This window comes from Pandoraea oxalativorans, assembly GCF_000972785.3.
GTDB lineage: Bacteria > Pseudomonadota > Gammaproteobacteria > Burkholderiales > Burkholderiaceae > Pandoraea > Pandoraea oxalativorans.
The window spans coordinates 76,481-99,263 of record NZ_CP011253.3 but is presented as its reverse complement, the minus strand read 5'-3'; the positions used below and the strand labels follow the sequence as shown (position 1 = coordinate 99,263).

Annotated in this window: 19 protein-coding genes; 6 read left to right on the top strand and 13 right to left on the bottom strand. The window is 66.1% G+C overall.

From position 1 onward, the window contains the following. Positions 1-80: 80 nt before the first annotated feature. Both MB84_RS00420 and MB84_RS00415 read right to left on the bottom strand, forming a co-directional pair. Positions 81-1,406 (bottom strand): MFS transporter, encoded by a 1,326-nt coding sequence (locus tag MB84_RS00420; RefSeq protein ID WP_046290325.1) that lies wholly within the window; start codon positions 1,404-1,406, stop codon positions 81-83. Continuing rightward, a complete protein-coding gene (locus MB84_RS00415) occupies positions 1,403-2,593 on the bottom strand; it encodes a M20 aminoacylase family protein (RefSeq protein WP_046290324.1) in 1,191 nt (396 codons plus the stop codon). Before MB84_RS00415 ends, MB84_RS00420 begins: the two co-directional genes overlap by 4 nt. A gap of 267 nt (positions 2,594-2,860) precedes the next feature. Between MB84_RS00415 and MB84_RS00410 the strand changes: the two genes are divergently transcribed. The 3 genes from MB84_RS00410 to MB84_RS00395 all read left to right on the top strand — a co-directional run bounded on the left by MB84_RS00410 (position 2,861) and on the right by MB84_RS00395 (position 6,153). Continuing rightward, positions 2,861-3,781, top strand: coding sequence for a LysR family transcriptional regulator (locus tag MB84_RS00410; RefSeq protein ID WP_046290323.1), 921 nt, complete (start codon positions 2,861-2,863; stop codon positions 3,779-3,781). A 108-nt stretch (positions 3,782-3,889) separates the two neighbouring features. Next, positions 3,890-5,359 (top strand): TAXI family TRAP transporter solute-binding subunit, encoded by a 1,470-nt coding sequence (locus tag MB84_RS00405; protein WP_046290322.1) that lies wholly within the window; start codon positions 3,890-3,892, stop codon positions 5,357-5,359. A 248-nt stretch (positions 5,360-5,607) separates the two neighbouring features. After that, positions 5,608-6,153 carry a GNAT family N-acetyltransferase gene (locus tag MB84_RS00395; protein WP_046290320.1) on the top strand — a complete coding sequence of 182 codons (546 nt, stop codon included), beginning with the start codon at positions 5,608-5,610 and terminating at the stop codon, positions 6,151-6,153. Positions 6,154-6,184: 31 nt separating this feature from the next. Here the strand turns inward: MB84_RS00395 and MB84_RS00390 are convergent, their stop codons facing one another. The 10 genes from MB84_RS00390 to MB84_RS00345 all read right to left on the bottom strand — a co-directional run bounded on the left by MB84_RS00390 (position 6,185) and on the right by MB84_RS00345 (position 18,289). Further along, positions 6,185-6,934, bottom strand: coding sequence for a glutathione S-transferase (locus MB84_RS00390; protein WP_046290319.1), 750 nt, complete (start codon positions 6,932-6,934; stop codon positions 6,185-6,187). 15 nt (positions 6,935-6,949) lie between these two features. Further along, positions 6,950-7,993: a diguanylate cyclase gene (locus MB84_RS00385; RefSeq protein ID WP_084009536.1), complete on the bottom strand. Its 1,044-nt coding sequence runs from the start codon at positions 7,991-7,993 to the stop codon at positions 6,950-6,952. Between the two features lie 31 nt (positions 7,994-8,024). After that, a complete protein-coding gene (cheB, locus tag MB84_RS00380) occupies positions 8,025-9,032 on the bottom strand; it encodes a chemotaxis response regulator protein-glutamate methylesterase (RefSeq protein WP_046290318.1) in 1,008 nt (335 codons plus the stop codon). After that, positions 9,029-11,515 (bottom strand): hybrid sensor histidine kinase/response regulator, encoded by a 2,487-nt coding sequence (locus MB84_RS00375; protein ID WP_046290317.1) that lies wholly within the window; start codon positions 11,513-11,515, stop codon positions 9,029-9,031. Before MB84_RS00375 ends, cheB begins: the two co-directional genes overlap by 4 nt. Continuing rightward, the gene (locus MB84_RS00370; RefSeq protein ID WP_052652809.1) at positions 11,512-12,189 is read right to left on the bottom strand and encodes a chemotaxis protein CheW; all 678 of its coding nucleotides are present in this window, start codon (positions 12,187-12,189) and stop codon (positions 11,512-11,514) included. The genes MB84_RS00375 and MB84_RS00370 overlap by 4 nt, the downstream gene beginning before the upstream one ends. Then, the gene (locus tag MB84_RS00365) at positions 12,186-13,685 is read right to left on the bottom strand and encodes a CheR family methyltransferase (RefSeq protein ID WP_046290316.1); all 1,500 of its coding nucleotides are present in this window, start codon (positions 13,683-13,685) and stop codon (positions 12,186-12,188) included. The genes MB84_RS00370 and MB84_RS00365 overlap by 4 nt, the downstream gene beginning before the upstream one ends. After that, the gene (locus MB84_RS00360) at positions 13,682-14,206 is read right to left on the bottom strand and encodes a chemotaxis protein CheW (RefSeq protein WP_046290315.1); all 525 of its coding nucleotides are present in this window, start codon (positions 14,204-14,206) and stop codon (positions 13,682-13,684) included. Before MB84_RS00360 ends, MB84_RS00365 begins: the two co-directional genes overlap by 4 nt. 25 nt (positions 14,207-14,231) lie before the next feature. Then, positions 14,232-15,881 (bottom strand): methyl-accepting chemotaxis protein, encoded by a 1,650-nt coding sequence (locus MB84_RS00355; protein WP_046290314.1) that lies wholly within the window; start codon positions 15,879-15,881, stop codon positions 14,232-14,234. A gap of 225 nt (positions 15,882-16,106) precedes the next feature. Beyond that, positions 16,107-16,949 carry a beta-keto acid cleavage family enzyme gene (locus tag MB84_RS00350; RefSeq protein ID WP_046290313.1) on the bottom strand — a complete coding sequence of 281 codons (843 nt, stop codon included), beginning with the start codon at positions 16,947-16,949 and terminating at the stop codon, positions 16,107-16,109. Continuing rightward, on the bottom strand, positions 16,946-18,289 hold the full coding sequence (locus tag MB84_RS00345; RefSeq protein ID WP_046290312.1) for an aspartate aminotransferase family protein: 1,344 nt from the start codon (positions 18,287-18,289) through the stop codon (positions 16,946-16,948). Before MB84_RS00345 ends, MB84_RS00350 begins: the two co-directional genes overlap by 4 nt. A gap of 277 nt (positions 18,290-18,566) precedes the next feature. On the opposite strand from MB84_RS00345, the gene MB84_RS00340 reads away from it, so the two are divergent. Further along, complete coding sequence (locus MB84_RS00340) at positions 18,567-19,505, top strand: MurR/RpiR family transcriptional regulator (RefSeq protein ID WP_046290311.1); 939 nt, start codon at positions 18,567-18,569, stop codon at positions 19,503-19,505. Here the strand turns inward: MB84_RS00340 and MB84_RS00335 are convergent. Next, positions 19,489-20,676: an MFS transporter gene (locus MB84_RS00335; protein WP_046290310.1), complete on the bottom strand. Its 1,188-nt coding sequence runs from the start codon at positions 20,674-20,676 to the stop codon at positions 19,489-19,491. The genes MB84_RS00340 and MB84_RS00335 overlap by 17 nt on opposite strands. A 112-nt stretch (positions 20,677-20,788) precedes the next feature. Here MB84_RS00335 and MB84_RS00330 point away from each other — a divergent pair, with 112 nt between their 5' ends. Next, positions 20,789-22,162, top strand: coding sequence for an aminotransferase-like domain-containing protein (locus MB84_RS00330; RefSeq protein ID WP_046290309.1), 1,374 nt, complete (start codon positions 20,789-20,791; stop codon positions 22,160-22,162). A gap of 161 nt (positions 22,163-22,323) precedes the next feature. Further along, positions 22,324-22,737: a hypothetical protein gene (locus MB84_RS00325; protein WP_046290308.1), complete on the top strand. Its 414-nt coding sequence runs from the start codon at positions 22,324-22,326 to the stop codon at positions 22,735-22,737. The last annotated feature ends 46 nt before the right edge of the window (positions 22,738-22,783 follow it).

Genomic DNA, 22,783 nt, shown 5'->3' with positions numbered 1-22,783 from the left:
CGCCACGCATTCATGCGTGGCGTTCCTTGTATCCCTCATCGAAAAGCGAGGAATAGCGCAACGGCTTGCATCCCGGACGCTTACTCGTCGAGCACCTTATTCCCGGTCTCTTCGAACATCGACACCGCGATGAGCGACACGATCACACAAACGATCATGTACCACGCCGGGGCCATCTTGTTACCCGTCACCCGAATCAGCCAGCCCGCGACGAGCTGTGCCGTGCCGCCGAACACCGACACCGAAATCGCATACGCACTCGACATGTAGCCCGCACGCAGATGCTTCGGGAAGTTCTCCGGCATCAGCGCATACGCCGGGGCCGACCCCATCGTGTAGCACAGCATCAGCACGATCAGCGCGGCCAGCACCACCGGCAGCGACGGGTAATTGATCATCACCCAGAACGCCGGGTACAGCAGCACGATCAGCGCCACGCGACCGAACATCGTCAGCGGCTTGCGCTTGCCCATCTTGTCCGACCACGCGCCATAGATCGGGCACATCACCAGCGAGATCGTGCTGGCGGCAACGCCCGCGAGCATCGACATCTTCGGCGGCAGACCCAGGTACTGAATGCAGTACGTCGGCATGTAGTACATCATCACGTACGTCGACACGGACATGCCCGCAATCGAGAAGATCGTGAGGAACCAGTTACGCACATACAGGCCACGCTTGGGATCGTCGCGACCGGCGACGGCCTTCGCCTTCGGCGGCTCTTCCTGAATGTGACGACGCAGGTAGATACCGACCGGTGCGATCAGCGTGCCGAGCAGGAACGGAATGCGCCAGCCCCAGCTATGCATGGTGTCGTCCGAGAGCAGGAAGCCGAGGCTCGCCGCCAGACCCGAGCCGAGCAGGGCGGCTGCGCCCTGACTCGCCAACTGCCAGCTCGCACGGAAACCACGGCTCTTCGCGCCGCCCACTTCCAGCAGCGTGGCCGTCGCCGCACCGAACTCGCCGCCCTGCGCGAAGCCTTGCAGCAAACGCGCGCTCACGATCAGCAACGGCGCCGCGAGGCCGATCTGCGCATACGTCGGCGCAAGACCGATGGCCGCCGAACCGAGCGCCATCAGCAGGATGGTCAGCGTGAGCGCGGGCTTGCGGCCTGCGCGGTCGGCATAGCGACCCAGCACGATGCCACCCAGCGGGCGCATCACGAAACCCACCGCGAACACGGCAAACGCGAGCAGCGACGACGTAATGGGGTCGTCTGCCGGAAAGAACTGCTTGCCGATCGTCAGCGCAAAGTAGCTGTAGACCGTGAAGTCGAAGAACTCGAGCAGATTGCCGATGACGGCGGCAAAAACGATCTTGCGTTGCTGTGCGGGCGACATCTGCACTGCCGACGACGACGCTGCGCCGTCACCCTGAAACGATTGCGATTGCGTGGCGATGCTCATGCGCGGTCCTTGGCAAGAAAGCGTTCGACCAGACGCGTCCAGAAGGCGGCACCGATGGTCAGATTGTCGTCGTTGAAGTCGTACTTGGCGTTGTGCAGCATCGGTTTGCCTTCACCGTTACCCAGGCGAATGAAGCAACCCGGCACCTTTTGCAGGTAGTAAGCAAAGTCCTCGCTGCCAGCAATCGGCGGGAACGGCGAAATGATGTGCTCCGCGCCGACCAGCTCTTCGGCCACGCTGCGGGCAAATTCCGTTTCCGCTTCGCTGTTCACCAGGACCGGATAGCCACGGATGTATTCGATGTCGGCGCTCGCACCGAACCCTTCGGTATGCGACTTCACCAGCGCGCAGATGCGCTCTTCGAGCGTCGCGCGCACCTTTGCCGAGAACGAGCGCACGCTCAGTTCCATCGTGGCGTCTTCCGGAATGACGTTCGGCGCGAAACCGGCATGAAACGTGCCCACGGTCACGACGGCAGCTTCGGTCGGGTCGATGCTGCGCGCCACCACGGTTTGCAGCGCCATCACGAGAGCGCTGCCGATCACCACAGGGTCGATGGCCAGATGCGGGCGCGCCGCATGACCGCCACGGCCATGAATACGGATCTTGACGGTATCGCACGCAGCCATCAGCGGACCGGCGCGAAAACCGAACGTGCCCGTGGCCACGCCCGGGTGGTTATGCAGACCGAAGATCGCTTCGCACGGGAAGCGCTCGAACAGGCCGTCGGCAATCATCTGCTCGGCACCGCTGTTCGAACCGGCTTCTTCCGCCGGTTGGAAAATCAGATGGACGGTGCCGTCGAAGTTGCGCGTCTTCGCGAGATGCTGTGCTGCGCCGAGCAACACGGTCGTGTGACCGTCGTGGCCGCAGGCGTGCATCTTGCCGTCGTGCACGCTGGCGTACGCGAGACCCGTTTGCTCGTGAATCGGCAGTGCATCCATGTCGGCGCGCACACCGACCGTGCGACCGCTCGTGCCCACGGTGAGCGAGGCCACCACGCCATGACCGCCGACGTTACGCGTGACCGCGTAACCCCAGCTTTCCAGCTTCTCAGCGACGTAACGCGACGTGTCGACTTCCTCGAAGGACAACTCGGGATGTTGGTGGATGTGGTGACGAATGTCGGCCAACTGCTCGCGCGCGTCGGCCAGATCGCTCACCTCGCAATAGCGAATCTCGCTCATCGGGGGCCCCTCTCTAGTTTTTGATTAACGCGGAGTATTGCACCGACGAAATTTCCCACCGATGACCCTTGGCAAGTCAAAATGTTGCTTTCAAGGCAACAATGCCTGAAGCGGCAAGGTAGGCCGGATGTCGGCATCGGCAAGCAAAACCATTGTGAATTCAGAAGGTTGCCGTTGATGCCGGAAGGCATGTGCGCACCTTGGCGATCATTGCCCGCGCCCCTGCCCGGACCTGTGCATGCGGGCGAACGCAACAGTGAAACAAACATGAACAACGAATCGTGGATGGACGACATTGGCGAGCGTCCGCTCAAATATCTCGCCGAGATCGCCTCGACCGGGGGCGTCCGCATGGCCGCCGAGTCGCTCGGCGTGAACCCGTCCGTCGTCAGCCGACAGATTGCGGCGCTGGAGCGTCGGTTGCGCTTTCCGCTCATCGAGCGGCGCGGACGCAACGTGATCGTCACCGAAATCGGTCAGGTGCTCATCGACTATTACCGCGACGGCCAGCGGCGTCAGCGTGACCTGTCGGCGCGATTGGAGGAGTACCGGCATCTCAAGCGCGGCCGTGTCGCCATCGGCGTGGGCGAAGGGTTTATCGGACGCCTGATCGCGCAGGCGTTGCAGCGCTTCTCGATGAGCTATCCGGACATCCTTGTCGAAATCCGCTCCGGCCCCACACCGGCGGTGCTCTCGCTGGTGCGCGACGACGTGGTCGACATCGGCCTGTGCGCCCGTTCGGACGACGACCCGGCCATGCGCATCCATCCGTTTGCCGCCAAGGCCTTGTGCGCTGTGGTCGCGCCCACGCATCGCTTCGCGAAAATGGAGCGCGTGCCGCCCTCGGAACTGGTGCACGAGCGGCTCATTTTCATGACCGAAGCCCATGGCGTGCAGCACTTCGTGCACTCGGTGCTCGACACGGCGCGCCTGAACGTGACGCCTGCGTATCGCGTCGATCTGTTCAATACGGCGCAGACGCTTGCCGCTGCCGGTCTGGGTGTCGCCTTCATGTCGGCCATTACCGCGCGGCGCGGCATCGAACTCGGCGAACTGGTCGCGGTGCCCATCGATCACCCGATTGCCGCCGGTTTCTCCAGCCAGATGATGACCCGCGTGGGACGCCGCCTCTCACCCGCAGCCGACCATCTGTGGAAACAACTCGCGCAGAGTCTGGCGAATCGATGAATTGAGGATGCGGACGGACGGCTTGGGTCCGGCATCGGGAACGACACCGTAGATGGCGTATGATCGGCCGAATGTTGGACCCGTTGGCTAAGCCCGCCCGATCAATTCATGACGACTGACTCTAACCAACCTGCCCACCGGCGACTCCGTGCGCGCTTTGTCGCGATTTCCTGGCGAGATCTCGCCGTCTCCTTCGGCCCCGTGGTGCTCATCGCGATTGCGGCCATCTGGCTCGCCGTCTGGCTCGTGCAACCGGCCCCGCCACGCACCGTCACGCTGAGCGCCGGACCGGAAGGCAGTTCGTTCTGGAGCGCCGCGCAACGTTACAAAACCATCCTCGCGCGCGATGGCATCACGCTCAACGTGCTGACCTCGGAAGGCTCTCGTCAGAACGTCGAGCGCCTGGCCGACGACAAGCAGAATGTCGACCTCGGCCTCGTGCAGGGCGGCGTGTCGCAGGGGCTCGATACCGAGGGACTGGTCTCGCTCGGCAGCATGTTCTACGCGCCGATTTCCGTCTTCTATCGCGGCGATCGCGTAACGAAGCTCTCCGACTTCGCGGGTAAGCGCATCGCCATTGGCCGTGAAGGCAGCGGGGCGCGCGCGTTGTCGCTCACCCTGCTCAAGGCGAACGGCATCGAGCCAGGCGGCCCGACCAAACTCACCGCTTACGACGGGCAAGAAGCTGCGCAAGCGCTGATCGACGGACGTGTCGATGCCGCGATGCTCACCGGCGACACCGCCACCGGCCCGACGATGGGCAAGCTGATTCGCACGCCCGGCGTGCGGCTGATGGACTTTGCGCAAGCCGACGCCTACACGCGCCGCTTCACCTATCTGAATCAGTTGACGCTGCCGCGCGGGGTCTTCGATCTCGGCCGCAATCTACCCGCGCAGCCGGTGCACGTCATCAGCCCGACGGTCGAACTCGTCGCACGTGAAAGTCTGCATCCGGCGCTCTCCGATCTGCTTATCGAGGCGGCGCGCGAGGTCCACGGCAAAGCCAACCTGTTGCAGCGCGCAGGCGAATTTCCGTCCGCACAGGTGCACGAGTTCCCGATTTCCGACGACGCCGCGCGTTACTACAAGTCGGGCAAGGGATTCCTGTACCGGCACCTGCCTTTCTGGATTGCGAGCCTCGCGGACCGGATCGTCGTGCTGCTCGTGCCGATCATCGTGGTGCTGATTCCGGCGTTCCGGCTGGTGCCGTCGCTGTATAGCTGGCGTGTGAAGTCGCGGCTGTATCGCTGGTACGGTGCGCTCATCGCGCTGGAGCGCGAGGCGCTGGCCGACGACGCTCACACGGAATACCAGCAACTGCGGCACCGGCTCGACGCCGTCGAGGCCGCCGTCAACCGGCTGAAAATTCCGCTCGCTTATGCCGATCAGTTTTACGTACTTCGCGAACACATCGGCTTCGTGCGTGCCCGGCTCGACGCGATGAATGCCGAACCGGGCGCATCGGATGGGGCAGGCGCTGCGGGCGGCGACGCCGTCCAGCGGGCCGGTGGCGTGCCGCCGCAAGCGGATGATCCGCCAGGTGACCCAGCGAGCGAGAAGACGTCGAAAGCGACATGAGCCACATCTCAAAGCATGACTTATGCAACGCATAATCTGCACAAGCTTTTCTTATAGAACGTCGCGGCGCACACTGCCAACAGTCGCGAACCGGAAGACCGGCTCGTCCTGAATTCCCACGCTACTGGTTCTTTGGTATGTCGTCCCGTCCCGCTCACTCCTGCCGCCCGCCGTCGTCATGCTCGTCGTCGACGGATCCCGTCTCGACCGTATCGTCCGCATCGACCGCATCGACCGCATCCCGATGCGTGGGCACCGAACTCGCGCGCTGCGCTTGCAACGTGCGTCCGGTGCGAGACGGCGATCTGCCCGCCATCACGGCCATCTATGCCCATCACGTGATGACCGGCTCGGCGTCGTTCGAAGAAGTGCCGCCCGACGAGGCGGAGATGCGTGCGCGCTGCGCGAAGGTTCTCGACGCAGGTCTGCCGTATCTCGTGGCGGAACATGAGGGCAAGGTGCTCGGCTATGCGTACGCCACGCATTACCGTCCCCGTTCGGCCTATCGCTTCACGCTGGAAGACTCGGTGTACATCGCCGCCGACGCCATCGGACAAGGGGTCGGACGTACGCTGCTGCTCACGCTCATCGCGCGGTGCGAGGGCGGCCCGTGGCGGCAACTGATTGCGAACGTCGGCGACAGCGGCAATCGGGCGTCGCTCGGACTGCACGCCGCTTGCGGTTTCGAGCACGCGGGCACGCTCAAGTCCGTCGGCTTCAAATTCGGCCGTTGGGTCGACACCGTACTGATGCAGCGCCCGCTCAACGCCGGGGATACCTCGCTGCCGGAGTAAGCATGGCGTCATGCAGGCGGCAAAAAGGGCATCAGAAGGGTGAATTGCGATCCAGTTCCTTGTAGTGCCGGAAGATGCCCGTGGTGTTGAACGCGATGCGTCGCGACGACTTCAGATAGGCGGCAACCAGCGGCTCGCGAGCAACGGCGTCGCGCACCGACTGACAGCGCGGGAACGCCCTCGCAAATCCCGACATCGCGCGGGGAAACGCGTAATACAAGCCCTCGATCACCTGAAACAGCGACAGGTCGGCGTACGACATCGCGGCTTCGCTGAGCCATCCCCCTGCGTTCGGATTGTTCGCCAGCACGCGTTCGAAATACCCGAAGAATTTGGGCAGACGGTACTCGATCAGGTCCGCAGTCCGCTTACGCGCCTCCGTCTTCTGATTGCTGTAATAGAGACGACTGGCAATGGGATGATGACCGTCGTGTACCTCCGCGACGAGGTCGGCCAGCGTCAGTTGCAACTGATTGACCCAGCGGCGCGCCCGGGGCGACTCGCCCACGAGACCCAGCAACGGTCCGAGATACGCGAGGATGTTCGCCGTCTGTCCTATCAGTTCGTCGCCGGACGGGTGTCGGATGCGCAGGAAAGGCGGCGCGAAGGGCGGATCCATGCAGGCCGGATCGTCCATCGTGTGCAGCAGACCGTCCATGCCCTGACCCGGGCCGTCCTCCTGAACGATCTCGACATACGGCGTACCGCTGGCCTCGAAGGCGAGGCGGACAAACTCGCCGCGCCCTTGCAGGCCCGGCCAATAGAACAGCTCGAAGGTCATGCACCCTCCTCAGGCTCAGGAAGCGCCCGGCTGCATCTCCACGCGATTCTTGCCCTGTTGTTTGGCGCGATAGAGCGCCAGATCCGCCGACTCGATCAACGAGGTCGACGCCATGTGCGTGCGCGGCACCAGCGCCGCGCCGCCGAGACTGATCGTCACGTGTCGGCCGTTGGCCGACCCCACGTGCGGAATTGCCATCGCTTCGATCTGCGCGCGCACCTTCTCGGCAATTGCCGCCGCGCCGGTGGCCGACGTATTCGGCAGCACCATCACGAACTCCTCGCCGCCGAAACGCGCCGCAAGATCGGCCGGACGTGCCGCCGCTTCCGCCATGGTGCGTGCCACGCGGCGCAACACGTCGTCGCCCGCAATGTGGCCGTAGGTATCGTTGTAGATCTTGAAGTTGTCGACGTCGATCATCAGCAACGCCATCTCGCGTTGCTCGCGCAAGGCACGACGCCATTCCGCACCGAAGTACTCGTCGAAGTAACGACGGTTTGCCAGCCCGGTGAGGCCGTCGGAATGCGTCAGCCGCTGCAACTCCAGATTCGTCTCCAGCAGTTGTTGCTGGCTCTCGCGCAGCGCCCGGTACGCTTCGTCGCGCTGAAGCAGGTTCATGTACGAACGCGAATGGTAGCGAATGCGGGCGACCAGCTCGATGGTGTCGGGCAGCTTGACCAGATAGTCGTTCGCCCCCGCCGCGAACGCCTCGCGCTTGATCGTCGGCTCTTCCTTGGTCGAGAGTACGATGATCGGGATGTCGCGCGTGAGCGGACTTGCGCGGTACTGACGCACCAGCGACAACCCGTCGGTGCCCGGCATCACGAGATCCTGGAGGATCACGGTCGGGCGCGTCTGTTCGGCAACACGCAGCGCATCGTCCGGATTCGCGCAATAGTGAAAATCGATGTTCGCTTCGCCGGTCAGCGCGCGGCGAATCGCTTCGCCTACCATCGCCTGATCGTCGACGAGCAACACCATCGCCGACGATTCGCTCAGACTGCTCGCGGTGCCGATGGGCGGCGTGGCCGGTTTGGGTTGGCGCGGGGTTGTCGTCATCGTTATTCGTCCCTCTGTTTTTGTCCCACAGTCATACGGTGCCGAACAGCGTCACCAATTGTGGCGCGATGATGTTCAGCGGCAGGATTTGCGACGCGGCACCGGCTTCGGCTGCCGCCTTCGGCATGCCGTACACCGCGCTCGTCGCGCGATCCTGCGCAATGGTCGTGAAGCCCTGCGTGCGCATGGCACCCAGCCCTGCGGCGCCGTCGCGGCCCATGCCCGTCAGAAGCACGCCAACCGCACGCGAGCGCCAGTTCTCGGCGACGCTGCGCAGGAAGACGTCGATAGACGGACGATACACCGCATCCCTGGGCTCGTCGGTAAACACGCAGCGACCACCGGCGTCCACTCGCAGGTGACGGTTTCCCCCCGCGAGCAGGACCGCGCCCGCCGCTGGACGCTCGCCCGCCTCCACCAGCCGCACGCAAAGCGGCGTCTGCTGGTCGAGCCACGCCGCCATCCCGGGTGCGAAGGCGTCGTCCACATGCTGTACGACGATCACACCCGCCGCGAAGTTCTCAGGCAGGCGTCCGAGCAAGGTCGCCAGTGCGGCCGGACCGCCTGCCGACGCACCGATGGCCACCAACGCGTCCGTCTCGGGTACGACGCGCGGCGTCACAACCGTCTGCGGTATGCGGGCGTCGGCCTGCTGCGCCGCCACAGCCTCGATCTTCGCGAGCAACGACGAGGCCGGACGCGCCAGTTCCGCCGCCCCCAACACGGGCGTATCGACGGCATCGACCGCACCGGCCCCCATCGCGTCGAACACGAGGCTCGCGTGATGGCCGACATCCGACGTCACGATCAGAATCGGGCATGGTGTGCGACGCATGATTTCGCGCGTCGCCGCCACGCCGTCCATGACCGGCATGACGAGATCCATCAGCACGAGGTCGGGGGGCACAGGCGCGCACATCCGCACCGCCTGTGCGCCGTCGTGCGCGACCCACGCCACTTCCAGGCCCGGACGCTGCGCAAGTGTGCGGCGCAACGCCTCCACCGCGATGACCGAATCGTTCACGATGCCGATTTTCATGACCCCGACTCCCCGATGAGATCCACGACGGCGCGCAGCAGCGCGTCGTCATGGAAGCTGCCTTTCGCGAGGTAATAATCGGCACCCGCATCGAGTCCGCGCTGCCGGTCTTCCTCGCGATCCTTGTATGAAACGATCATGACGGGCAATTCCGCCGTGCGCGGGTCGCGTTTGATCAGGGTCACCAGCTCGATGCCGTCCATGCGCGGCATGTCGACGTCGGTGATCACCATGTCGAACGTTTCGCTGCGCACTGCGTTCCAGCCGTCCATGCCGTCGACGGCGACACTCACGTCGTAGCCGCGCGCGGCGAGCAGCTTGCGCTCAAGCTCGCGCACGGTGAGCGAGTCGTCCACCACCAGCAACCGTTTGCGACCGCGTCCGCCGGTCTGGGCGGCACGCATCGGCAAACGCTCCAGCGACCCCATTTCCACGGCCTTCGCGATCGAGCGCACCAGATCGGCCGTATCGATGATGAGCAGCGGCGAGCCGTCCTCCGTCAGCGCCCCGGCGGCGATGTTGGGCAACTTGCCGAGCCGCGCATCGAGCGGTTGCACGACGAGCATACGCTCGCCGAGGAGTTTGTCGACCGCCAGCCCGTAGCGTGCCTCGCCGTCGCCGAACACCACGACCGGCTGATCGCCGGAGGTACCGGCCGGTTCGGTGCCGCACAACACCTGCTGCGCACTCACGAGTCCGATCTGTTTGCCGTCCAGCGTGAAATGCGGACGCCCTTCGAGCATGTCGATGTCTTCCTGCGGCAGCGCGAGCGTGCGCGACAGGCTGGCGAGCGGCAACGCGTACGGCTCGCCCGCGATCTCGACGAGCAGACTGCGCACCACCGACAGCGTGAGCGGCAGTTGCAGGATGAACTTCGTGCCGCGCCCGGGCGCGTGTTCGATGCGTATGGTGCCCCGCACCATCGCGACCATTGCGCGTACCGCGTCGAGGCCGACGCCGCGCCCGGAAACGTCCGTGACCGTGTCGCGCAACGTGAAGCCAGGCAACATCAGGAATTCCAGCAGCTCGTTGTCGTCGAGATGGCGCGCGGTATCCAACGCGACGAGCCCGCGCCTGACCACCGCCTCGCGCACGCGCTCGATGTCGATGCCTGCGCCGTCGTCGGACACGCTCACGAGCAGCAAGCCTGCGCTATGGCGAGCGCTGAGCGTAATGACGCCTTCGGCAGGTTTGCCCGCCGCCGCACGCACTTCCGCAGGCTCCAGCCCGTGGTCGACGGCATTGCGCAGCAAATGCCCCAGCGGCGCTTCGAGCTGATCGAGAATGTCGCGGTCGACCTGCGTATCCGCGCCACGAATCTCCAGCCTCGCCGGTTTGCCGAGCGAGCGGCCCAGATCGCGCACCATGCGGGCGAATCCACCCAGGCGGTCGTCGATGGGTCGCATGCGGCACGCCAGCGCCTCGTCGTACAGGCGTTGCGACAGTTGCGTCGAGCGCCGGTCGAAGTCGTCCAGTTCGTGAATCTGTTCGGCCAGCAACTGACCGCCGACGCCGAGCGCGCGCCGCAGGTCTGCGAGTGCCGAGAGCAACAACTGACGGTCTTCGTCGGAACGGTCCGCCACCTGGGCGAGCGCCGAACTCACGCGATCGAGCGCGTCGCCCGCATCGTGCTGATGCCGTTTCAGGCGTTGCAACGACTGCGCGAACGGTTGCGACCAGCGCGATGCCACCAGCGCCTCGCTGGACAGCCGCAGCAGGCGGTCGAGGTTGTCGGCGGAAACGCGCAAGCTACGCGAAGCGCCATCGCCGATGTCAGCGTGTACGCCCGGCTCGGTGGTAGGGGTGTCGTTCTCGCGCGTGTCACGTGTGTCGGGAGGCGTCGTCGGCCCCACGTGCCCCACGACGCGCGGCAGTGCGGGACTGTTCCGCACGAGACCGTCGTCGGACGCAGGCATTTGTTGCGAGATGTGCGAGATAGGCGAGATAGATGCTTCGGCGTTCGCAGCGTCGCTCCCCGTCGTCTCCATGCCGTAGCTGGCGTAATCGAATACCGTGAGTTCCCCGGACGCCCCCGGCGCACCCGGCGCATCCGGCGCATCCGATGCGTCGCCCGTCAACGCCGAAAGCTCGCTGGCGAACGATGAGACGAACCCGTCGATCTCGGCCTTGCCTGCGCCTTGCGCCCAGTTCGGGTCGCGCCCGGGTGGGTTTGCGAGACGCATGAGCAGATCGACACCCTGCAACAGACGATCGATGATCGATACGTTGAGTACGAGCGCACCGTGCTGAGCCGCCACGAATGCGTCCTCAAGCACATGCGCGAGCGAGACACCCGCCTCGACGCCAACGATGCGCGCAGCCCCCTTGAGCGAATGCGCGGCGCGCATGCACGCTTCGAGTCGCGCCGCGTCGGTAGGCGCACGTTCGAGCGCCAGCAAGCCGTCGCCGAGAACCTGCGCCTGCGTCTCCGTCTCCATGCGGAACAGATCGAGCAGCGTGGCGTTCTGCAGATCGTCGCTCATGCGAGGCTCCGGTCGAACGCCGCGCCAACGCGCAGCGGGTCCAGCACACCGACGATGTGGTCGCGCCACGGCAGCACAGCGACGGCAAAGCCGTCCGACGCACCGAGCGCCGTCGCAGGCACGGCGCCCATGGAGGCGCGTGCGGGGGTCACCGTGCCGTGCACTTCCGTCACCGGAAACGCGCTCAGATGATGCCCATGACGCAACGCCAGCAGTCGCGCCGTGCTTGCGCGCAGACTGTTCGTCGGCGGCGTCTGTGTTTGCGGGACAGGCTGCACGCCGAGCAGTTCGCCGAGCGACAGACACGGCACGAGCGCACCGCGCAGGTTGACGAGCCCCAGCAACGCCCGTTGCCGATGGCCCGGCACGGAATGCCAGCCGCGCATGGGGGCGACTTCTTCGATGGTGGAGGCGGGCAGGGCGAGCCATTCGTCCGCCAGCCGGAAAAGCAACAGCGACGCACCGCGCTCGCTCTCCTGTTCGCCGGGGATGGCGCGCCACGGTGCCGGATCGACCGGCACCACGGGCAGACGGTCGAGCAATTCCGCCGCTTGCCGATGCAGCGTGTTGCCGTTCGCTTGCGAGGGCTGCGTGCCGTTCGCAGCCGCTGGCGAAGAAGGTTTGCGCTCGCCGGACACGGGACCGGTCTCAGGCGCGGATTCGCGGTAGGTCATCGATGTCGGTTCCCGTGGCGATGCGTCTGATCATGCGATTCGGTGGTCGTGCGCGAAGCCGTGTCCGCACGTTCGGTGCGCTCGGCGCGCTCCAGCAAACGTCGTGCGCCAACAGCATCACCGCGCGCGTCGAGCAGCGCAGCGCAATGCACCAGCGCTTCGTAATGTCCCGGCTCCAGATAGAGCGCGCGGCGGTAATGGACGAGTGCGCCCTGTGCGTCGCCCTGCGCATCTTCGACCAGCCCCAGCAGATACTCGGCTTGCGCACTGGCCCGGTCGACAGCCAGCACCGCACGGCACAACGCCACGGCGCCCGCGAAATCGCCGGCGTCGGCGGCAGTTTGCGCCTGCGTCAGTTGCACAGCAATGGCCGTTCTGGCGGTGGCATCGACTTGCTGAAAAACATCGGCGCGCGCGGAATCGGGCGGCGGCTTGAGCGGTGTCACCGGCGCAAATGTGCGCGATGGCCCGCCCACCGTCAAAGGCGCCAGGGGGGTCTGCGCTTGCGCAGACGAGGGCGAAATGTGCGACACGTGTGGCAACGCAACGCGATGCTGCGCCACGGCATCGAGGGCACTGGCTGGCGGTGCGGGACGGAAGGCGTCGAGCGTGCCCGTCGGACGCGACGGACCTGCCGACGTCTTCACATCGCGCACCGGCCCCGCCACGCGGAACGAAAACGCCTGCATGTGCCCCGTCGGTGCCAGCCCGTTGCTGGTCAGTGTTCCCCCCTCTGCCGGCCCGGCGAAGAGCGTCGCGCCCATGCGCATGAGTTGTTCGAGCGCGACGATGGCACGACGCTGCCCGTCGCGGTCGAAGTAGATCAGCACGTTACGGAAGAACACGTAATCGAATGTGCCCAGCCGGTCGACGAGCGACGGATCGAACAGATTGCCCGCGTGCCAGCGCACCTGCGTACGCAGCGCACCGATCACACGATAGTTCTCGCCCTCAGGCGAGAAGTAGCGATCCCGGAACAGCATCGTGCCCGGCGGGCCGCGAAACGAATTGCGTCCGTAGAGTCCCTCTCGGGCAACGGCAAGCGCGCGTTCGCTGATGTCTAGCGCGTCGATGGTGAAGTCGTTCGGACCGAGGCCCGCGTCGAACATCGTCATCGCCATCGAATACGGTTCCTCGCCGGTGGAACACGGCAAGCTCAGCAGTCGCAGCGCCTGTCCTTCGCGCGCGGTGCCCCGACGAGATTCGCGCGCCTCCTGGACCATCTGCGCCAGCGCGGTGAAGGCATCGCGATGCCGGAAGAACCATGTCTCGGGCACCACCACCGCCTCGATCAGCGCCTGCAATTCCTGCGGCGATTGCTGCAAGCGCTGCCAGTAACGCGAGTACGGCGGCGCGTCCTGCATGTCGGGCGACGCGGTGGAAAGGGCGGCGAGACGCACGCGTATCGCACGTTCGATGGCGTTCGCGCCGAGCGTCTCGGCGTCCAGCCCCATCGTGTCGTACAGCAAGCGTTCGATGTCTCGCACGTGGCTCATGACGCCGCCTCCGTGGCGTTTGGCGCGCCTGTATCACTTGCGCCGTCTGCCTCGTCGGCCAGTGCATCCTTTGCGGCGTCGAACAGCATGGCGCGCGCTTCGGGCGTGAGCAACTGATCGACGCGCACCCACTGCACGAGTCCGTCGTCGGTATCGAGTACCGGGCCGAGATAGCGGCCTTCGGGCAGGTCGACACCGCTCGTCTGAAACGCCGCCGGATCGGCACGCAACGTATCCGTCGCGCGCTCGACGAGCACCCCCAGACGCCGGGCGTTCGGGCCGGGCGCGGGATAGTGCACGAGCACCAGCCGCGTGGAGCGGCGCGCGGGTGCATCACGTCCCGTCGCGAGCCGCGTCAGATCGATCACCGGCACCGACTCGCCACGATAGCTGAACGCGCCCGCCACCCATGCCGGTGCGGCGGGCAAACGCTTGAGCGCCAGCCACGGCAGCACCTCGGCGACGTGGCCCGCTTCGATGACGTAGTAATCGGTCGCGATGGCGAAACGCAGGAACAACATGGCAGTGTCCGCGAAATAAACGACGTCAGACGAGTCCCGTGGGCGGCAACGCCTGCACCTTGAAGCGCGACACCCCGCTCTTGAGACCGTTGGCAACGTGATTGAGCTCTTCGATGGCCTGGCTCGACTGCTGCAACGATTCGGCCGTCTGCTGCGCCGCCTCGGAGAGCTGCACCAGCGCCTGATTGATCTGCTCCGCGCCCGTGGCCTGCGCCTGCATGCCCTCGTTGACGACCTGGAAGCGCGGCGGCAGCGTCTGCACCTGCGCGATGATCTGCGCGAGCTGATCGCCGACCTGACGCATCTCGTCCATGCCGCGACGCACTTCCTCGGCGAACTTGTCCATCCCCATCACCCCGGCCGACACCGCCGACTGGATCTCCTTGATCATCTGCTCGATGTCGTAGGTCGCCACGGCCGTCTGATCGGCCAGACGCCGGATCTCGGTCGCCACCACCGCAAAGCCGCGACCGTACTCGCCCGCCTTCTCGGCTTCGATGGCCGCGTTCAGCGAAAGCAGGTTGGTCTGATCCGCGACCTTCGTGATCGTCGTCACCACCTGATTGATATTGCCCGCTTTCTCGTTGAGGATGCCGAGCTTGCCATTGACCGAGCCCGCCGCGTCCATGACATGACGCATGGCGTCTTCCATGCGCGTAAGGCCAACGTGTCCCGTCCCTGCGAGCGACGCCGCATGATCGGCCACGCCCGCCACTTCGGTCATGGTGCGCGCCAGATCGCGCGACGTGGCGAAGATCTCGCGCGAGGTCGCACCGATCTCGGTTGTCGTCGCCGCCGTCTCCGACGCAGTGGCCTGTTGCTGACGCGACGTCGCGGCAATCTCGGTCACCGAGGTCGTCACCTGCAACGCCGACTTCTGCGCCTGCCCGACCAGGCCCGTCAGTTCGTCCGTCATTCGGTTGAAACCCGACTCCAGCGCACCGAATTCATCGCGACGCGCCAGATCGAGGCGCTTGGTCAGATCGCCCGCGCGCATGACTTCCAGGATATGCATCACGCTCGCGAGCGGCACGCTGATCGCGCGGAACAGCATCCAGCCAGCCAGGATAGCCGCCGCGAGCGCCACGCCCAGCGTGATGAGCAACGTGGCCTTGGCGGCCGTCACGGCTTCGTTGATGTTATGCGTCGACTCGTCGGCAAACGTCTTGTTCGTGTCGACCAGACGTTGGATCGCGGAGCGCCCCCGGCCCCATTCGGGATACAGCTGGTCGGTCAGCATGGCGCGGGCGGCGGGCAACTGACCGTCGGCCACGAGCTTGAGCACCTGCGTGCTGATGCGCGCGTACTGCGTGCGCACGCCGCGCACCTCGTCGTATTGCATCCGGTCGACGGTACGATTGACGGTCGTGCCGTAATCCTTGATCCAGCCGTCGATGCGGGCATCCGCCGAGCGCAACGTGTCGAGGTCGATCGCACGGGTCTTGTCGTTGTCGTCGATGGCGACGACCTGCTGGAGCAACTGATAGCTCTCGAACCACGCGCCGCGCAGCATCGTGCTGTAGTAGAGGCCCGGCGTGGAGTCGTGTTCAACACTGTGCGCCTCCACTTCGATGGCGGACAGTCGCGTGTAAGCGATGCCGGCCATCAGGGCCATCAGGGCAAGGATCAGGCCAAAACTGGCCAGAATGCGATGTCGGATCGACCAGTGTTTCACGCCGCGCTCCCGTTCGTGTTCACGCCCGGTGCCGGGGAGGGCGACGCGGGCCTTTTTGAGGTTACGCCGATTCTATTACAGCGGCCCGGCCGGGCAACGCCGGTCAGGCCGTGTATTTGGGTTTATTTCTGATTTGTCGCGCACGCCCGGACACGGCTTGTGCCCGGGTGGACCGCTGTCCGAACGCCTCCGGAGGCCATCGAAGGCCACCGGATGTCCCGGTGGTCAGCGGGTCAGTTCGCGCAGCGCGTCCGCCGTCATGGGCGCGAGGGCCAGCGGGGTGGCGGCGGCTGTCAGCGCAGCAAGCGATGCGGCATTGCCCGGGGAAACGCTGCCGTCCGGCAGGTAGAGGTTGTTCTCGAAGCCGATCCGGGCGTGGCCGCCCTGCAACACTGCGGCCAGCGCGCACTCGGCCTCGCGCGGCCCGAAGGCGCACATCGCCCACGGGGTCGCGTCGGCGGCTTGCCCAAGCCCGTCCGCCCCAGCTTGCCAGGCGGCGAGAAACGGCAGCAAGTCCGACGGCGACGACAACTGCCCTTTACTGTAGCGGCCCAGCACGAACAGTACCCAATGGCGGCCCGGACGAATCGCGCCGCTCGCGCGCAAGCGCCAGTAATGCGCCACGTCCTCGGTGTCGTACAGGATGTACTGCGTCGTGATCTGCTCGCGCCACAGCCAGTCGAAGAACGCCTCGGCAGCGCTCGCGTGCGCCGCGTCGGGCAGCACTTCGCGCAACGCGACCGAAATCGCTTCGGGATGCAGCGCGTGCACCGTCGCAATCTGCTGCTCGGGCGTGTAGATGCCGACCGCCTCGGTCGTCACCTGCAACACCAGCGCGTCGCCCACCGCGCGACGCACGGCCGCAATGCCCGCCGCATAGTCCGCCACTTCCAGGCTGTGCGTGCCGTCTGCCTTGCGTACATGCAGATGGATCATGGCCGCGCCCGCGTCGAGACACGCCTTGGCACATTCACCGAGTTCCGTCGGCGTCATCGGCAACGCCGGATGGTCGGCGTGCGTGCGGCGCGCGCCGTTCGGTGCGACCGCCAGCGCGTAGCGTCGTATCATGCCGCGCCTCCGGCCTTCACGCCTGTGACGTCCGCCACGGCGAGCGCCAGTCGCTCGACGATGCGGTCGATGTCGCCCGGCTGGCAGATGAACGGCGGCGCGATCAGCGCGTGGTCGCCGTGAACGCCGTCGACCGTGCCACCCATCGGGTAGATCAGCAGGCCGCGCGCCTTGGCAGCCGCCTTCAAACGCGCGTGTGTCTTGTCGGCCGTCGGCAGTGTTTGCTTCGTCGCGCGGTCGGCGACGAATTCGACGCCGACGAATAGCCCGCGTCCGCGCACGTCACCCACGTTCGGGTGTTCGGCGAACACTTCACGCAGACAGGCACGCAATTGCTCGCCGCGCGCCTTCACGTTCTCCAGCAGGTTCTCGTCGGCAATCGTGCGCTGCACGGCGAGCGCCGCCGCACACGCCATCGCGTGTCCGAGGTACGTATGACCGTGCTGGAAGAAGCCCGAGCCGCCGACGACGGCGTCGAAAATCTTGTCCGAGCACAGCATGGCGCCGATCGGCTGATAGCCTGCGCCGAGACCCTTGGCGATGACGAGGATGTCCGGTGTGACACCGTCCTCTTCGCAGGCGAACAGGTAACCGGTGCGGCCCATGCCGGACATCACTTCGTCGAGCAGCAACAGCACGCCGTACTTGTCGCACACGGCGCGCATGCGCTTGAGGTAGTCGCCCACCGGCGGCACCGCGCCAGCCGTCGCGCCGACCACCGTTTCCGCAACGAACGCGATCACCGTGTCGCCGCCGAGTTCGAGAATCTTCGCTTCGAGTTCGTCCGCCAGACGCTGCACGTACGCGGCATCGCTTTCGCCGTCGAGACGCTCGCGATAAGCAAAGCACGGCGAGACGTGATGCGCCGGCACGAGCAACGGCAGGAACGGCTCGCGTCGCCAGGCATTGCCGCCGATAGCGAGCGCGCTGAGCGTGTTGCCGTGATAGCTCTGACGGCGCGCAATGAAGAACTGACGCTGCGGCTGGCCGATCTCGACGAAGTACTGACGCGCGAGTTTGAGCGCTGCCTCCACGCCTTCGGAACCGCCGCTGACGAAGTACACGTGGTTCAGATCGCCGGGCGCGCTCGCGGCGAGCGTGTCGGCCAGTTGCTCGGCCACTTCGGTCGTGAAGAACGACGTGTGGGCATACGCCAGCTGCGCCGCCTGTTGCTGCATCGCCTCGATCACGCGGGGATGTCCGTGACCGAGGCACGAGACCGCCGCGCCACCGCAGGCGTCGAGATAGTGCTTGCCGTTGCTGTCGATCAACTCGATTCCCTGACCGCCGACCGCGACGGGCAACGTCTGGCGCGGATTGCGATGAAACACGTGAGTCATGCCTGAACCCCTGACGGAAAGATGGTGCAAAACGAGACTGACCGGCGGGTGGCCGCCCGACCATCGGTCTCGCGAACGATGCCGCTCAGTGTAGGCGCATCGCCCGTCGTTTGCAACATATGTTTCACTCGTTTTGTGAGCGCAACACCTCGCTCAAGACCATTACCACACTTGGTGTTCCACCGCAGGCCACAGGCCCAAAGGAAAGGGCGTGCGCGCTTGCGGCATTTCATGCAACAATCGTTACATTCTTTCGCCGCCGTGTTGCCATCCCCCAATGACACAAGCCACAGCGTTGCCGCAGACGCTCGACCAGCTCAACGCGCTGCTGCGTGAGCGCTACGCCCAACTGAGCCCGCAATTTCAGGCGGGCGCACGCTTTCTTCTCGACCATCCGCAACGGGTGCCGATCAGTTCGATGCGCGCGATTGCCGCCGAGGCGGGCGTGCAACCGGCCACCTTCGTGCGGCTCGCGCAGCATCTCGGCTTCGAAGGATGGCATGGCCTTCGCGAGTTGTTCCTCGAATCGATTCGTCTCGGACCGCAGCCCTATGCGAGTCGCGCACGACAGGTGATCCGCGAGGGCGACGCCGCGCGCATGGTGCCCGAAATGTTCCGCGTGCAGCACAACAACCTCGATCTGACGGAAGCCGGCGCGAACGACTCGCTGAGCGCGGCCGTCGATCTGCTCGCGAATGCGGGAACGGTGCACGTGGCAGGCTTTCGCGCGTGCTTTCCCATCGCGTTCACGTTCCAGTACATCTACCGGCTGTTCCGGCCGACGGTGCACCTCATCCGTGGCGAAGCGGGCACGTTGGAAATGGAATTGCGAGCGCTCTCGGCGCGCGACGTGGTGGTGGTGATCAGCTTCGCGCCTTATTCGAACGAAGCGCTGATCGTGACGCGCGCGGCACGCGCCGCCGGTGCCCGTGTGCTCGCGCTCACGGACTCGACGGTCTCGCCGCTCGCGCTCGATGCGGACGTAACAGTACTGTTCTCGCACGAAAGCCCGTCGTTCTTCCCATCGATCACGGCGGGGATTGCCGTGGTGGAGACACTCGTCGAAATGCTGCTCGCCCGCAAGGGACGCGGTGCCGTGCGGGCGCTGGAACTGGCCGAAGATCAGTTGCACGGCACCGGGGCCTACGTCAGCCCGTCGGGGAGCGGCTCGAACAACCCGGGCCAACCCGGCCCCCGCGTCAAACCGGACGCGTAAGCGCTGCGCGCTCGCGACGCAGCACCACCGCGAGCGCTGCACTGCCCACGATCAACGCGGCAGTGAACAAGGCGAGGGCGACGGGCATGCCGAAGCGATCGGCAAGCCAGCCGCTGGTGACGACCGGCACCGAAAAGCCGAAGTACGCGAACAGGAAGTACCCGGCGGCGGCGCGCGCGCGCAATGCTGGCGCGACCGCCGAATTGACGGCGGCCAGTCCGCCAAGATAAGTGAAGCCGTAGCACGCCGAACTGGCGACGGCGGCGCCCGCGAGAATCGCGGGCAGGCTGACGTACACCACCCCCAACGCGAGCACGCAGAAGCCCAGCGGCACCAACGCCAACCCGACCCGAACGGCGCGCACCGGGGCCATGCGGCGAGCCGCGGGCTGGAACAGCAGACCGGTCGAGACGACGAAGAACGTCGCGAATCCCGCCCATGCGGCATGTCCGTGCGCGGCCAGCGCCGACGGCACCACACCGATCACAACGCCCACCGCTGCCCACGCGAGCAGAATGGCCATGCCCAGCGGCACCGTCCCGGGCGCAAGCACCGGCCAGCGCAACCACGGCACGTTCGGATGACGTGCCGGTGCAGGCAACGCGGCGACGGCGAGCGCCGCAGCCAGCGCCAGCGGCAAATACGTCCACAAGCTCAACGGCGGCAACATCGATGGCGCGACGATCAGGCACAGCCCCGTGACGAGCGCGCCGGTGCCGAAGCCGAGCGACGTCGCCGCCGCGACCAGCGCTGCGCCGCGTGTCGCTGCGTCGTCACGATCTCCGTACAACTCCGTCATGTAAGCCGTGCCGCTGCCCGCGACGAGCCCGGTCGCCAGTCCGTAGCAAGCGCGCGCGCCACCGAGCGCGACCAGCGTCGGCCAGCGCAGCGTCAGCCACGTGCCCACGAGGCCCAGCAGGAGTGCGACGACGAGCGGCAAGCGACGACCCACGCGATCGGACAACCCCGCGAGCAACAATAACGCCGGGACCAGCGCGCCGACGTAACACGCAAACGCCAGCGCCTGCGCCCCCGTGCCGTAGCTGCTCGCCGCCGCGTAATGCGGCACCAGCGGCGCTTGCAGATTGACGCAGAACGTCACGAGGAAGAGTTGTACGGCAAGGAGCGGGATCGCCCAACGGGACGGCGGAGAAGTCGTGGGGAGCATCATCGGAAAGAGAACATCGTGGGGACACTGCGCAGGGCTCAGCGCAGTGTCCAGTATTGCCAGCGCCTCAATGCAGTGCAATTATTGAATTGTCCTGAGATCAATTTTCACCTCCATGTCAGCCCCCGCGCGCTATCTCGAACACGTCGAACGGCTTGCCGACGCCATCGCGTCCGGCGAACTCGCTTCGGGCACGCGCCTGCCGCCACAACGTGATTACGCCGACGCACACGGGCTCGCCACGTCCACCGTCACACGCATCTATGCCGAACTCGCACGACGCGGCCTGGCCGTGGGCGAGATCGGACGCGGCACCTTCGTGCGCTCGCCCGCCGTGGGCGCGGCCGCTGCCTTTGCGCAGTGGGCACCTGCACCGGGCGCGCTGGGCGGCGTCGATCTGGCGTTCAACTACCCGGTGCTGCCGCAGCAAACCGAGGCGTTGCGTCAGGCGCTGCGTGAGATGGCGTCCGGTGGGGACTTGAGCGCCTTGCTCGCTCATTCGCCCCACGACGGACCACCGGCCGACAGGCGAGCGGCGGCGCAATGGCTTTCGCGCCGCGACGACGTCGTGGTATCGCCCGATTCGCTGGTCGTCTGCGCGGGCGGGCAGCATGCGCTGGATGTGCTGCAACTGGCGTTGTGCCGGGCGGGTGAGCCGGTTGCCGTCGAGGCGCTCACCTACCCCGGCTGGAAGGCGCTCGCGGCCATGCGCGACGTGCCGCTCGCCGCCGTCTCGATGACAGCCGATGGGCTCGATCCCGCTGCGCTGGACAGGCTCTGCCGCCACTCTGCGGGACGACTGCGCGTGGTCTATACGATGCCGACGCTGCACAACCCGCTCGGGAGCGTGATGCCGCTCGCCCAACGCCTGGCACTCGTGGAAGTCGCGCGACGTCACGACTTGCTGATCGTCGAAGACAGTGCCTACGGATTTCTGGTCGCGCACGCCCCGCCGCCGCTTCGTCTGCTCGCACCGGAACGCACGTTCGAAGTGTGCAGCCTGTCCAAGCCCGGCGCACCGGGGTTGCGCATCGCCTATCTCATCGCCCCGCCCCCCCTCCTGCCGCGCGTGCACGCGGCGATGCGAGCCAGTGTGTGGAGTGCCGCCCCGTTGATGGCGCAACTGGCTTCCCGCTGGCTCTCGGACGGCACGATGGACCGCTGGATCGCCCGCAAACGCGCGCTGGCCACCCAGCGGCAGGCGATGGCCGTGCAATGCCTGTCCGGGCTGGATTCGACCGGGTATCCCGGCGCATTCCACCGGCTGGTGCCCATCCCTACGTCGATGCCCGCCCTGCGCTGCGACGACATCGTGGCCGCGCTGCAAGCGCGTGGCATCGCGGTGACGCCTGTCGACGCGTTCGCCGCGCCGGGGCAGACCGCACCGTCGGCCATCCGCGTCGCTCTCGGCTCACCGGCCAGCGACGACACGCTGCGCGCTGCACTCATGCAGGTGGCCGACATCGTCAGGGCAGCCAGCCGTCAGTGAAGTGACTGACGTCACACGGCGACGCGCCGAGATGACGCCGCTGCCGGTTTCTTTTATGATCGACGTGCTTCCTGCGGCCGCACGCCCGGCGCAACATCCGGTGCGCCATCGCCAGGCGTCGCGCAGGCTTCGTCCCCTGTCGACAATACCAAGGACTCCGAATGTCGCTCATCCACTTCTCCCGCGCCCGTTCGCTCGCGCTTGGCACGGCGCTCGTCGTGGGCGCCGCCCTGGCCGCCCCCGCGTTCGCTGCGTCGAACCTCTCCTTCATGGGCAACTCGCCGCTGGCCTACTGGAAGCAACGCGACACCGCGTCGTTCGCCAAGGCCGCGCGTACTGTGCTCGTGGAAAAGCAGGACAACGAGACCACCGACTGGACCAACGCTGGCACTGGCAACACGGTGGCCATCGCTGCGCAGATCACACCGACGAACACGCATAAGGACGGCGAGCGCACCTGCCGCGATCTGGTCGTGCTGCTCACGGCCAAGGGTCAGGAAGTCACGCTCAAACTCCCGGCCTGCAAGGCGAGCGACAAGGCCGAATGGAAGCTGCAAAAGCGCGGCACGCCCTGATCGGTCCCGATCTGTCGCCTGCGACAGACGCGGCTGGATAAAAAAA

What these genes read in the sequence shown, in the direction of transcription:
- MB84_RS00420 (WP_046290325.1), bottom strand. Translation starts at nt 1,406, where the DNA reads ATGAGCATCGCCACGCAATCGCAATCGTTTCAGGGTGACGGCGCAGCG.
- MB84_RS00415 (WP_046290324.1), bottom strand. Translation starts at nt 2,593, where the DNA reads ATGAGCGAGATTCGCTATTGCGAGGTGAGCGATCTGGCCGACGCGCGC.
- MB84_RS00410 (WP_046290323.1), top strand. Translation starts at nt 2,861, where the DNA reads ATGAACAACGAATCGTGGATGGACGACATTGGCGAGCGTCCGCTCAAA.
- MB84_RS00405 (WP_046290322.1), top strand. Translation starts at nt 3,890, where the DNA reads ATGACGACTGACTCTAACCAACCTGCCCACCGGCGACTCCGTGCGCGC.
- MB84_RS00390 (WP_046290319.1), bottom strand. Translation starts at nt 6,934, where the DNA reads ATGACCTTCGAGCTGTTCTATTGGCCGGGCCTGCAAGGGCGCGGCGAG.
- MB84_RS00385 (WP_084009536.1), bottom strand. Translation starts at nt 7,993, where the DNA reads ATGACGACAACCCCGCGCCAACCCAAACCGGCCACGCCGCCCATCGGC.
- cheB (WP_046290318.1), bottom strand. Translation starts at nt 9,032, where the DNA reads ATGAAAATCGGCATCGTGAACGATTCGGTCATCGCGGTGGAGGCGTTG.
- MB84_RS00375 (WP_046290317.1), bottom strand. Translation starts at nt 11,515, where the DNA reads ATGAGCGACGATCTGCAGAACGCCACGCTGCTCGATCTGTTCCGCATG.
- MB84_RS00370 (WP_052652809.1), bottom strand. Translation starts at nt 12,189, where the DNA reads ATGACCTACCGCGAATCCGCGCCTGAGACCGGTCCCGTGTCCGGCGAG.
- MB84_RS00365 (WP_046290316.1), bottom strand. Translation starts at nt 13,685, where the DNA reads ATGAGCCACGTGCGAGACATCGAACGCTTGCTGTACGACACGATGGGG.
- MB84_RS00360 (WP_046290315.1), bottom strand. Translation starts at nt 14,206, where the DNA reads ATGTTGTTCCTGCGTTTCGCCATCGCGACCGATTACTACGTCATCGAA.
- MB84_RS00350 (WP_046290313.1), bottom strand. Translation starts at nt 16,949, where the DNA reads ATGATACGACGCTACGCGCTGGCGGTCGCACCGAACGGCGCGCGCCGC.
- MB84_RS00345 (WP_046290312.1), bottom strand. Translation starts at nt 18,289, where the DNA reads ATGACTCACGTGTTTCATCGCAATCCGCGCCAGACGTTGCCCGTCGCG.
- MB84_RS00340 (WP_046290311.1), top strand. Translation starts at nt 18,567, where the DNA reads ATGACACAAGCCACAGCGTTGCCGCAGACGCTCGACCAGCTCAACGCG.
- MB84_RS00335 (WP_046290310.1), bottom strand. Translation starts at nt 20,676, where the DNA reads ATGATGCTCCCCACGACTTCTCCGCCGTCCCGTTGGGCGATCCCGCTC.
- MB84_RS00330 (WP_046290309.1), top strand. Translation starts at nt 20,789, where the DNA reads ATGTCAGCCCCCGCGCGCTATCTCGAACACGTCGAACGGCTTGCCGAC.
- MB84_RS00325 (WP_046290308.1), top strand. Translation starts at nt 22,324, where the DNA reads ATGTCGCTCATCCACTTCTCCCGCGCCCGTTCGCTCGCGCTTGGCACG.